The 11,883-nt window shown below is 58.8% G+C and carries 11 protein-coding genes and 1 tRNA gene; 3 read left to right on the forward strand and 9 right to left on the reverse strand.

Annotated elements, in window-relative coordinates; all coding sequences use genetic code 11:
- Positions 1–92 precede the first annotated feature (92 nt).
- Entirely contained in the window at positions 93–797 is a 705-nt protein-coding gene (locus AC2FNN_RS10910; protein WP_496758542.1) for a lysophospholipid acyltransferase family protein, read from the reverse strand.
- A gap of 141 nt (positions 798–938) precedes the next feature.
- Here AC2FNN_RS10910 and AC2FNN_RS10915 point away from each other — a divergent pair.
- Positions 939–1,014: transfer RNA gene (locus AC2FNN_RS10915), tRNA-Trp, on the forward strand.
- A gap of 427 nt (positions 1,015–1,441) precedes the next feature.
- Here the strand turns inward: AC2FNN_RS10915 and AC2FNN_RS10920 are convergent.
- On the reverse strand, positions 1,442–2,368 hold the full coding sequence (locus AC2FNN_RS10920) for an alpha/beta hydrolase (protein WP_496758544.1): 927 nt from the start codon (positions 2,366–2,368) through the stop codon (positions 1,442–1,444).
- 218 nt (positions 2,369–2,586) lie between these two features.
- Here AC2FNN_RS10920 and lptF point away from each other — a divergent pair, with 218 nt between their 5' ends.
- On the forward strand, positions 2,587–3,726 hold the full coding sequence (gene lptF / locus AC2FNN_RS10925) for an LPS export ABC transporter permease LptF (protein WP_496758546.1): 1,140 nt from the start codon (positions 2,587–2,589) through the stop codon (positions 3,724–3,726).
- Positions 3,727–3,729: 3 nt separating this feature from the next.
- Here lptF and AC2FNN_RS10930 read toward each other — a convergent pair whose 3' ends face one another.
- Entirely contained in the window at positions 3,730–4,563 is an 834-nt protein-coding gene (locus tag AC2FNN_RS10930; protein WP_496758548.1) for a LysR family transcriptional regulator, read from the reverse strand.
- A 101-nt stretch (positions 4,564–4,664) separates the two neighbouring features.
- On the opposite strand from AC2FNN_RS10930, the gene AC2FNN_RS10935 reads away from it, so the two are divergent.
- Positions 4,665–5,255 (forward strand): HD domain-containing protein, encoded by a 591-nt coding sequence (locus AC2FNN_RS10935; RefSeq protein ID WP_496758550.1) that lies wholly within the window; start codon positions 4,665–4,667, stop codon positions 5,253–5,255.
- Here the strand turns inward: AC2FNN_RS10935 and speB are convergent.
- From speB to AC2FNN_RS10965, 6 genes are all read right to left on the reverse strand, one after another.
- The gene (gene speB / locus AC2FNN_RS10940; protein ID WP_496758551.1) at positions 5,252–6,094 is read right to left on the reverse strand and encodes an agmatinase; all 843 of its coding nucleotides are present in this window, start codon (positions 6,092–6,094) and stop codon (positions 5,252–5,254) included. The two genes, AC2FNN_RS10935 and speB, sit on opposite strands and share 4 nt — an antisense overlap.
- Positions 6,091–7,260: a carboxynorspermidine decarboxylase gene (gene nspC, locus AC2FNN_RS10945; RefSeq protein WP_496758553.1), complete on the reverse strand. Its 1,170-nt coding sequence runs from the start codon at positions 7,258–7,260 to the stop codon at positions 6,091–6,093. Before nspC ends, speB begins: the two co-directional genes overlap by 4 nt.
- Positions 7,261–7,312: 52 nt before the next feature.
- Positions 7,313–7,507, reverse strand: a complete 195-nt coding sequence (locus AC2FNN_RS10950; RefSeq protein WP_171634195.1) for a hypothetical protein — start codon at positions 7,505–7,507, stop codon at positions 7,313–7,315.
- A gap of 60 nt (positions 7,508–7,567) precedes the next feature.
- On the reverse strand, positions 7,568–8,779 hold the full coding sequence (locus tag AC2FNN_RS10955; RefSeq protein ID WP_496758555.1) for a saccharopine dehydrogenase family protein: 1,212 nt from the start codon (positions 8,777–8,779) through the stop codon (positions 7,568–7,570).
- Between the two features lie 24 nt (positions 8,780–8,803).
- Entirely contained in the window at positions 8,804–10,693 is a 1,890-nt protein-coding gene (gene speA / locus AC2FNN_RS10960; protein WP_496758557.1) for a biosynthetic arginine decarboxylase, read from the reverse strand.
- A 101-nt stretch (positions 10,694–10,794) separates the two neighbouring features.
- On the reverse strand, positions 10,795–11,880 hold the full coding sequence (locus tag AC2FNN_RS10965; RefSeq protein ID WP_496758559.1) for a DUF1513 domain-containing protein: 1,086 nt from the start codon (positions 11,878–11,880) through the stop codon (positions 10,795–10,797).
- Positions 11,881–11,883: the final 3 nt, after the last annotated feature.

The following is an 11,883-nucleotide window of genomic DNA, read 5'->3' on the forward strand; positions in this document are numbered from 1 at the left end:
ATCGCGATCGACGGGCGTGTCATTGCCACCGGGCTTACCGAACCGATTCCCGAAGGCAGCGAAGTTTATCTGATGCAGCGTCTCAGGGGCGGTTAGGCGTCAGGCGACCAGGGCGCGCGCCCGACCATCCGGTCAGCTTCTGCCGTGATGTCGTTCATGTGCTGCTCAAGGCTCAGGCGCAGGGTCTCGATTTCCTCTTCGCTGGCCTTGCGGGGCACCGTTTCAGTCCATTCCCGGCACAGAAACACGCCTTCATTTCGCCAGGGACGGGGCATCAGAAGGTGATCCCAGGTTCCCGCTTCGCGACCATGTTTCGTGGAAAAGGTGATACCGAATACACGCTTGCCCGAGGTGCGCGCCCATACCAACGGAACCGTCGACAGAACCCGTTCGGGCCCGCGCGGACCATCTGCCGCGATCCCAATAGAGATACCCTGCTTCATCTTGCCCAGAACCTGACGTGACAAGGCGACGTGGCGTGTGTTGCTGGCCATGGCGATCGTGTCCATGCCAAACAGCTTTTGTACCCGGCCCACCATGCTGCCCGCCCGGGCAGAGGAGGTGATCGAACAGATGCGCCCCTTGTCCAGCGGGAAGAAATAGGGCGACTGCGCCAGCCGTTGATGCCACAGCACAACGATGACCGGCTCACCTTGTTCGGCCAGCTGATCCAGTTCTTCGTATCCGATGCGTTGCCAGCGTGTGCTGCGGTTGACCAATCGAATGTAAGTGGCAATCCGGCGGGCCACCCAGTTCAGCACGGCTTCGCTGTCTGCGATCTTCTTGCGGAGGTTCACACGGGGTTCCTTTTGCTGACCGGACCTTGTCTTAGCGCACTGCACGTTTTGCGCAACTTGTTTGTCGGCTCAGATAGTGGTGTGGAATTCGAAAAAGCCTCTTGAGTCCGCCGCGCGGCTGTCATATCTGAGGCTCACCACAGGGGTATAGCTCAGTTGGTAGAGCGACGGTCTCCAAAACCGTAGGTCGCGGGTTCGAACCCTGCTGCCCCTGCCATCCGCATCAAAACACCAATCGGCAATCGTGCTTGGCGCGTTTCCAGCGCGCGCGGCTTTCGACTATGGCCGGGGTGACCCGGTAATCGAGACACATGCAGGCATTGTAAGCCGCAGCGCAACCAAACCCCATATGCCATCTAAAAATACCGGCCCAGAGTGTGAACAGCGTCACTGACGAATGTTGGAAAGTCTGGTTGTCTGAGGATGTCAAAGAGTTGGCGTTCAGGTTCTGCACAGAACGCAGGTTTTCAGTTTCTCCCTTGTGACCGGGGCGCGCTTGTGGTCGAGCGCGCCCCTTCCGTTTCTGGTCAGCAACGCATACTGACGCTGTCAGAACGTGCAGAGAATTTGCCCAAAGCCGGTACTTGAGCAGAACCCGCAAAATCGGGCTTTGCACCAGAGAAAGGCGTGTGGCGACCGGTCAGTCAGGCCAGCAGCGCCAGATCCCCGATATTTGTCTTGTGCCGGGTCAGCATCGTTTTTGCCGGATGGCCGTCGATCGTCAGGGCGAGGTCCTCATAAAATCCGCCGCTGTCGAACCACCAACGATGCGACTTCATCATCTTGCGCTGTCCTTTGGGGACGTCTCGTTGATATTGGTGGTCACAAAAAATATCCCAATGCCCTTTCGAGGTCAGCTTGGGCATCCCGACACGGCCCGCCCGCGCCCGCCCGCCGTTTACAATCCCGCCGGCCAGGGCAAGAACCTTGTCTTTCCGGCTGTAGTAGTTGGTGAACCGCTTGCACCGTTTTTTCAGAACCAGATCGCCCCATGCGCCCTTTTCCAGCCATTCTGAATCGATGTCCGCTGACGCGAACATGACCTGATCCGCCGACCATATCTTGTTGCCGGGCCCGGCTGAATCCCCGAAGTCCGAAAATGCGCGCAGTACCACCAACGCCCCCATGGAATGCGCAATCAGATGCACCTTGGGGCGCGGTGACATCCCCAACAGCGGCAAGATCCCATCCCCCACCAGATGCGGCGCCACCGCCTTGGCATCGGACCGGTCCGAGTCGTAGGTGTGCACCGATCCGTCGCTGGGCCAGTCAAAGGCAACGACCGCGCCCTGATACCCGTTGCCCCTGAGATTGGTTTCTATTTTTCCCAGCCGATCCAGCATGTCCTTCTGGCTGGTGTTGAACCCATGAACATAGATCAGAACCGCCGAATCCCCGCCCTCCTGACGCACGAGATCCAGCCATTTGGCTTTTTTGACGATACTTCCCTTTCGGATTTTTCCACCCGGGCTTTGCTGGGTGATGTTGACATATCTCGTCTTTGCGGCGGGCTTGAGGGTGAATTTCTTTTTCTGCGCGTTATAGGTGCGGCGGGAAAAAAACAGTGCCATTTTTCAAACTCCATTCTAATCAATCCGTAAAATGTGCCATGAGCGGCTGTTTTCACAAAGCGTAATCTCCGGGTCCTTCTGATGCCAAAACGGGGATGTGCGGTGAAACCGGTATGCGCGAAGGTTGCACACAGGGACATCGTGGCGTCCAATGCCTGTTTCCTCTGCCGGCTTAATGCCCTAGTGTCCGCTGCAAACGAACACACGCACGAGGCCCCATGTCGCGTTTTGATGGATATTTCCTGCGGCAATTGCTGATTTTGTTTGGCTTTTTCACCTTGGTGCTGGTCGGTGTGTTCTGGATCACCCGGTCTGTCAGCCTGTTTGACAGGGTCATCAGCGGTGGGCAGTCGGCGATGGTCTTTCTGGAATTCACCGCGCTGACTTTGCCGACCCTGATCCGCACAGTCATGCCCATGGCGGTGTTTGCCGCCGCCGTCTATGCCACAAATCGCCTGAGCCGCGAAAGTGAGCTGACAGTTATGCTGGCCACCGGATCCAGCCCCTGGCGGCTTGCCCGGGCGGTGCTGCTGTTCGGTGTGATTACCGGGGTGATGATGGCGATCATCAGCGTGTTCCTGCGCCCGGCCTCGGTGGAACAGCTGGAAATCCGGCAGGCTGAAGTGGCCGGAGATGTGACGGCTCAACTGCTGAACGAAGGCGAGTTTCTGCACCCCGCCGAAGGCGTCACGGTTTACATAGGCAGCATTGATCTGGACGGCACACTTCATGAAGTCTTCGTGTCTGACCGCCGCGATCCTAAAAACGCGGTCAGCTATTCAAGCGTAACCGCCTATCTGGTCAACAATGATGCGGGCATCCACCTTGTGATGGTTGATGGGGTTGCATTGCGCCTGAACAAGGAAGGCAAGGTGTTGTCATCGACCCTGTTCCAGGACGCCTCCTACGACATCTCGGAGCTGACGAATACAAATCCGATGGCCCGGCGCAGCCTCGAAGCCATTCCAACCGCCGACCTGATCCGCAACCGGGATGAGGTTTCAGCCACGGAAGGGTTCAGCCAAGGCAAACTGATCGAAGAGCTGCACCAGCGGTTCTCGTGGATCGCGATTTGCATCGCCGTGGCGCTGGCCGGGTATTCAACCCTGATGCTGGGCAGCTTTTCCCGGTTTGGATTGTGGCCGCAGATATTGGGCGCCTTCACCATCCTTGTGCTGCTTGAAGGTGTGCGCGGGTTTGTTTCCCCTGTGGTGATCGATGACCCGGAGCTTTGGTTTCTGCTGTACCTTCCCGCAATCATAGGGGTGCTGATCTCGGGCCTGTTCCTGCTTGTTGCTGGTCGGCCGCTTGTGCGAAAACGGCAGCGCGATCCCCAGATCATGCCGACACCGGCCTGAGTTCTAGCCGCGCAGATCCACCAAACAGCTGTGAATGTCGTCAAACTCCTCGCGATCACCGCGGGTAACCAGATACATGGGCAGCGGCAAACTGATACTGTCTTCGACCCGCTCCAGAGCACCCGAGGCCAGATGTTCGGAAATGACGTAATCGGGGAAATAGCCGTTTCCGCCCCGGTGCAGAACATATCGCAGCGCCATCATACAATTGCCAAGAAACACTGTCTGACCCGACGCCCGTCGCGCAGCCGATCTTACATGGTCCTGATAGACCTCGCCCAGTTCAAGGTTGACGAAGATCATGTCATCGTCCGTGCCGTCAGCCTTTGGCGTCCGGACCAGGGACAAAAGCTCGGGTTCAAGCGCGTACCACGTGACACGCCGGTCCGCCGGCTTTTCGTGTGTGATCGCCGCATCCAGCACATGGGTTGCCACCGCTTCGACCATGTTCAGGTCGTGGTCATAGTTCAGCGTCAACAGCAATTTGCCAAAGCGCTGTTCGAACCGAACCGCCAGGTCCACCAGCAACGGATCCCAGATGCTGAGCTGGCCGCCCAACCGCAGCGCCGGGCGGTTCTGTGCCTGTATCGGCAGGTCGCGCGATGCAAAGCCCCAAAGGGACAACATCTGTTCCGCATAGGGTTTGAACTGCCGGCCGAACTCGGTCAGCGCCGTTCCTCCGGCACCGCGCGTGAACAGCGCCCTGCCGGTTTCCTCCTCGATCAGGCGAATACGCGCGCTGACGGCGGTCTGCGTCACATTCAACTTGCGGGCGGCGGCATGAAAGCCACCTGCTTCGGCCACGCAGAGAAAAGTTTCCAGAGCTTTGAATTGCATGTCGAAAGTATTTTTTGATCATTGTGATAAAATCAATTCATTTTTTTGAAGGCTGGTTTCGAACTAAGCTTCCGTTCAGGACACATGCCAAAGGATCAGCCATGCTGGACAAAAGCCACAAACCCACCTGGACCAGTTTCGAAACAGCCACCAAGGCCGACTGGGACGCTGTGATGGAGTATGAAGAGGCGTATAATGCGGCCCTGCCAGACCGTATCCTCGATGCCATCCGCTCGTTGGACGAAGAATGGACGCCCTATCCAGTCAACCGCTACCAGCACAGCCTGCAAGCCGCGACACGTGCTTACGAGGACGGTGCGGATGAGGAACTGGTGGTGGCGGCGCTGATCCACGATACCGGCGATATCCTGTCGCCCTACAATCACGGAGAACTGTCAGCGGCGATGATGAAGCCTTACGTCAGCGAAAAGACGTATTGGATTCTCAAGCATCATTGCGTGTTTCAGGGGTACTACTACAACCACCACCTCGGCGGTGACCGCAACGCGCGCGACAAATATCGCAACAGCCCTTATTGGGAAGATTGTCGCTATTTCTGCCATGAATATGATCAGAAGGCATTCGACCCGAATTATCCGACCAAGCCGCTGGAGTTCTTCGAACCCATGCTGCGCCGCGTCTTGAACAAGGGCGAGGGGCATATGGAGCTGAACGAAACGGCCGAGGGTTAACAGGCGGCCATCAGGCGGTAGACGATCTGTGCGGCAGTGAAGTCCCAGGCGGCATTGCCGTCCGGGGCCAGTTCGACCACATCGAAGCCGACGCATTTGCGGCCCTTCAGCGCGTGCTCGACCAGGCGCAACGCCTGATAGTATCCCAGCCCGCCGGGAACGGGCGTACCCGTCGCAGGCATTTGTGACGGGTCCAGGCCGTCGACGTCAAAGCTGACATAGACCAGCTCGGGGAAATCCTCAGGCAGGTCGACCGAATGGATGTTCCCGGTCACCAATTCTTCGGCATCCACGTGGAAGACGTGATTGTTCAGACGGCTTTTCGCTTCTTCGGTCGAAAAGGCGCGGACGCCGAACTGGGCCAGGCGGATGCCCTCTTGGGCCAGCAGGTGCATGACCGACGCGTGCGAATGCTTCTCACCCTGATACGCGTTGCGCAGGTCGGCGTGTGCGTCGATTTGAACGATGCCAATGGGTTGGTTCAAAGCGCGGGCAACACCCATCACGGCACCGTAGCTCAGTGAATGCTCTCCACCCAGGGTCACCGGTACCTTACCTGCGCGGATGGCGGCTTCGGTGCGTTGGGCGAGGCGATCCATAACCTCGGGCAGGGGGCCCGCGCAGTCGAGTGGGTCTTCGGTAAAGATGCCTTCGACGCAAGGCTCGGCGTGGCCGGTGATCCGTTCCAATTCGTTGCTGGCCTCGATGATAGCCTCGGGGCCTTTCGCGGTGCCCGAGCCGTATGACACAGTGCGCTCCAGCGGCACCGGGATGACGCGGAACCGGGCGTCTTCGGTGCGCTCGGATGCGGTCAGTTCACTGTCTAGGAAAATGCTCATGAGAGTCTGTCCTTAAAGTCGTCGTAGCCGAACTGTTTGATGATCTTCAGTTCGTCGGTTTCGCTGTTCCACAATGCGATCGTCGGTAAAGGCACGCCGTTGAACGTATTCGTTTTGACCATTGAGTAATGGGCCTGATCAAGGAAGGCAAAGCGCTGGCCGATCTCCAGCGGTTGGTCCCACGTGTAGTCCCCGATCACGTCGCCTGCCAGGCAGGACGGACCGCCTAGTCGATAGGTATGGCCTGCGTCGGCCTCATCCATCAGGGCGGGGCGATAGGGCGCTTCGATCACGTCGGGCATATGGCAGGTAGCTGAGATATCGGTGATCGCGAGGGTCATGCCATTGGTTGGAAGGTCGAGGATTTCGCCAACCAGAATTCCAGCGTCCAGGGCGACCGCCTCACCGGGTTCGAGGTAGACGTCGACGCCATATGCCTCGCGTATGGTTTTGATGAAAGCCACCAGACCCTCACGGTCGTAATCGTCGCGGGTGATGTGGTGACCGCCGCCGAAATTCAGCCATTTGAGCTGGCCCATGAATGGCCTGAGTTTTGGTTCGACAGCCGCCCACGTGCGTTGCAGCGGCTCGAACCCTTGTTCGCAGAGTGTATGCATGTGTAGGCCGTCAACTCCGGTCAGAGTCTCGGCAGTCAACTGGCTGACCGGCGTGCCCAGGCGTGAGCAGGGCGCGCAGGGATCGTATTTCGGCACCTCACCTTCGGAATGTTCCGGGTTGATCCGCAGGCCGACCTGAACGCCCGCAGCTTGGGCCTTGGTCAGGAACCGGTCTTTTTGCGCCTGAGAGTTGAAGATGATGTGGTCGGACAGCGACAGGATTTCGTCGATATCCGCGTCCTTGTATCCGGCGCAGAAGGTGGCAACTTCGCCGCCATATTCTTCGCGGCCGAGCCGTGCCTCGTAGATGCCGGACGCACAGGTGCCGCCGAGGTGCTGGCGGACCAGCGGTGCCAGCGAGAACATGGAAAACGCCTTGAGCGCGCTCAGGACATGCGCGCCGGACCGGGTGCCGATGTCGGCGAGGATGCGCAGGTTTCGCTCAACCGCCTTTTCATCGACCACAAAGCAGGGGGTTGGCACGCGGCTGAGATCGAAATTGCGAAAGGCACCGGCATCGCCGGCCTGTGTTGTCATCATGTCTGCCATGGGAATCCAATCCCTTTCATTCTAACCGCGGCCCCTCAAGTTCTAGGCAGTTTCAGAGGAGGCCCATCATCCAAAGTGGCACAATAAATGACAGGAGATGGGCGATGAGAGCGACAGGATTTTCTACTGCCACACGAATGGTGGATTTTTCCAAGCGGAACATTTCGACCGTATCTGTCCTATAACGCTTGGAAAAAACAAGAAGGAGTGCGTAGGTTCCGAGCATCGACCCGATCAGAACAGCCATTTGCTTATCTGACGACATTGTTTCTACACGCTCCTTCCTTTGTTTTAGGACGATTGAGCTTCAGAACTCGACCGGTCCGTCGAGTTCATGAACCTGCCAGGGCAGACCATGTTCGTTCAGCATGTCCATGAAGTCATCCGGGTCGAGCTGTTCCATGTTCCAAACGCCCGGTTCGCGCCAATTGCCTTTCAGCACTTGCGCCGCGCCGATCATGGCCGGGACGCCGGTGGTGTAGCTGACCGCCTGGCTGCCGACCTCGCGGTAGCATTCTTCGTGGTCGCAGATGTTGTAGATGTAGTAGGTCTTTTCGCCCGAGCCGTCCTTGGCCTGACCCGTGGCGATGTCGCCGATGCAGGCCTTGCCTTTGGTTTCCGCGCCCAGATCGCCGGGATCGGGCAGCAGGGTTTTCAGGAACTGGATCGGGATGATTTCCTTGCCGTCATGCATCACCGGGTCGATGCGGGTCATGCCGACGTTTTCCAGCACTTTGGCGTGGGTGATGTAGGCATCGCCGAAGGTCATCCAGAAGCGGGCGCGCTCGATCTCGGGGAAGTGGGTACTGAGCGACTCCAGTTCCTCGTGATACATCAGATACATGTTTTTGGGGCCGATGGCGGGGAAGTCGAACTCGACCTTGTGGGTCATGGCGGGAGAGTGTTTCCACTCGCCACCTTCCCAATGGCGCACTTCGGCCAGGACTTCGCGCAGGTTGATTTCCGGGTTGAAGTTAGTGGCAAACTCCTGATCGTTGCTGCCGCCATTGGCGTCCAGCACGTCGATCTGGCGGATCGTGTCCAGCTTGTGTTTCTTGAGCCACTTGGCAAAGACGGATGTAACGCCCGGATCGAAACCCGAGCCTAGGATCGCGGTCAGGCCAGCCTGTTTGAACTTGTCCTGATAGGCCCATTGCCAGTGATATTCGAACTTGGCCTCATCCTCGGGCTCATAGTTGGCGGTATCGAGATAGTGGATGCCGGCCTCAAGACACGCATCCATCAGCACCAGATCCTGATAGGGCAGGGCGAGGTTTACGAGGATCTCGGCGCCGGTCTCTTTGATCAGCTTGACCGTGTCCTCGACTTTGTAGGCGTCCAGCTCGGCGGTGGCGATGTCAACGCCCACGCGTTCTTTCACAGCTGCTGCGATGGCGTCGCATTTCGATTTCGTGCGGCTGGCCAATGTGATTTCGGTGAAGATATCCGAGTTCATCGCCATCTTGTGCACGGCGGCGTGGGATACGCCGCCCGCGCCGACAACCAGTGTTTTGCCCATGGGGTTTTCTCCTCTCACAGGGGGTTATTCGTAATAGGTGTAGCCGTTGATCGAGTCGCGATAGGCGCTCATCAGGGTTTTGCGGTCCTTGGCTTTCAGAGTACCGGTCGAGATCGCCTCGTCCACCATTTTGCGGAAGGCGGCGACGCAGTCGGTGGGGTCGAATTCGACATAGGACAGCACCTGGCTAATCGTGTCGCCCTCTTGTTCGTGCAGCAGGTCGAACCCTCCGTCGGGGCGCAGGTCGATGGTGACGACGTTGGTGTCGCCAAAGAGATTGTGCAGGTCGCCCAGCGTTTCCTGATAAGCGCCGACGAAAAAGACGCCCATGAAATATTCATCATCTTCGGGCAGGGTATGCACCGGCAGACTGGGTGAAACACCGTCGGCCAGGATGAACCGGTCGATCTTGCCGTCGCTGTCGCAGGTGATGTCGGACAGGACCGCGCGGCGGTCGGGTGTCTGGTTCAGGCCCTGCAAAGGCACGATCGGATGCAGCTGGTCGATGGCCCAGACGTCGGGCAAGGACTGGAACAGCGAAAAGTTGCAGTGGTAGATATCGGCCACTTTCTCAAGCTGGTCGTCCACGTCGGTTTCCAGATCGTCACTGGCCGCCAGCGCCTTGAGGCGGGCCATCAACGACAGGTAGATCCGTTCGGCCCGGGCCATCTGGCGCAGGTCTACGTATCCACGGCGGAACAGGGCGCGCAATTCGTTGCGATAGAAGGTGGCGTCGTTCCAGCATTCCTGAAGACGGTCTTTGCTGAGATAGCCGTGCACCGCGGCAAGGTCTGAAACCATGTGGTGATCGTCGGCTTCAACCTCGGGGCCGTTGGGCGCATCGTACAAAGTGCTTTCCAGCACATTGAATACCAGCATCGAAGACGTGGCGACCACAGCGCGGCCGCTTTCAGTGACCAGCGTCGGGTGGTCCACCTCGGCCTCGTCCATGGCATAGGCCACGGTTTCCACCACATTGGCGCAGTATTCCTCGACCGTGTAGTTGATCGAGTTTTCAGCCGCTTTCTTTTCACCGGTATAGTCGACGCCCATGCCGCCACCGAGGTCCAGATGGGTCAGCGGCACGCCTTCGCGCGTCAGTTCGGTGTAATAGCGGCAGGCCTCGCCCACTGCGCGGCGCACGTCGTTGACGTCCTGAACCTGAGAGCCCAGATGCGAATGCTGCAACTTCAGGCAATGCAGAAGTCCCGCGTCGCGCAGCTTGTCCACCGTGGCCACCAGTTGATCGGTGTTCATACCAAAGGCGGACCGGTCGCCCGAGCTTTCTTCCCACTTGCCGCTGATCTGGTTGGTCAGCTTGACCCGCACACCGATCAAGGGCTCGATGCCCAGCTCGTTATAGACCTCGATCACCGTGTCAGCCTCTTTCGGGCTTTCAAGAACGATCACCGTGTTGAACCCGATCTTGCGGGACAGGATGGCCAGCTGGATGAACTCGGCATCCTTGACGCCGTTGCAGACGATCAGCGCTTCGCTGGCCAGCCGATGTGCCAACGCGATCACCAGTTCGGGTTTGGACCCGGCCTCGAGCCCATAGCTGTACTTCTTGCCGAATTCGACGATCCGGTCGACGACCTGGGCCTGCTGGTTCACCTTGATCGGGAACACGCCGCGATAGCTGCCCCTGTAACCGACGCGGGCGATAGCTTCCCGGAAGCTTTCGTTCAGATGCGCGATCTCGTGTTCCAGATAGGATGAGACGCGCAGAACCATCGGGGCCTTGATGCCTCGGTCGTTCAGATCGCTGAGAATACCGGGCAGGCTGATCGCGCCAACATCGGGCGCCAAGGGATTGCGCAGACCGATCTCGCCCTGCTCCGTCACCTCGATGAGGCCTTTGCCCCATTTCTCAACTCCGTAGATGGAATGCGGTGCGTCGGGCGTCTGTTTCAATCAAGTCGGTCCTTAACGTAGGGGTGCCAGTTTCGCGCCCGGCAATACGGCAGCTGTTTGATTCTTCCAAGCCTAAACTATGTGACGGAAAAATCCGAATTTCATGCCGGTGGGCTGATCGGGACCAGATGATTGTCCCACTGGCACTTCGCGCGGGTCCGGATCTCGGGGTGCGCAGTGGCCAACGCGCCGAACACACCGGTTCCGGTGGTGAAAACCAAATCGTTTGGGCCGGAACCAAGCCCGCAGACATCCTCAAGCTCGAACGCATCCCTGAATGTGCCACTGGCCACGTCGAACCGATGCAACGCATTGCCGCGCGGACAGGTGATGGCAACGGTTGTGCCATCCGCCGAAAACGCGATGCTGCCCGCATAGCCTTGCAGCGTGCTCTGATCCTGCACAGGCGCTGACAGAAGGTGCGGGGTTTCCCCCTGACGGTGCAGGCCCAGCAAGGGCGGATGTTCGGCCCCGCTGCCCTGCCACTGCATCGCAAAGCCCACCAGCCCGTCGCGACGGACCACCAGATGGCGGATCGAGTTCTTGTGAAGCGCAGGCGTCAGCGACACCTGTTCCTGAACCAGGCCCGACAGGGAAAGGTAGGTCAGATTGGGCTCCATCGTCGGCAGGTTCAGTTTCGTGCGCCCGGTTTCGGGATGGGTTTCGATGCCGCCATTGGCAATCACAAGCGTTTTCCCACCCGGCATCAACCGCATGTCATGCGGCCCGACCCCGCCGGACGGGAATTCGCCCAAGCGCGCAAAGGTTTCAGCGTCCCAGACGCTTATGATGCCCTCTCCGGCCTCGTAATCGTTTTCGGTGGCAAAGAAAATCGCTCCATCGGCTGAAAAAGTACCGTGACCATAGAAATGCCTGCCTTCCGGCGCCGTCAGCCGCGCGATCGGTGATCCCGTGACGCAATCAATCACTACGGCAAAGGTGCCCGGACGGCGCGCAAAGGCGACGGCCTGTGCTTTGACCGGATGTGCCGCCGCCGCATGCCCGCGCGCAGGCAGGGGCACGGAAAACAGGAGCGTTCCCTGTGCATCCAGCCCGGCCAGTCGATATGAACCATCCGGGAACAGCGCTGCGGCCAGAAACTCCGGCCTGCCCACCGAGGCCCATCCATGGATCGGAGGCAGAGAGGTTGCAGCAAGCCCTGCAAGGAAACGGCGGCGCGATGTCACGGG

It is taken from the genome of Ruegeria sp. BHSA118 (assembly GCF_059613405.1).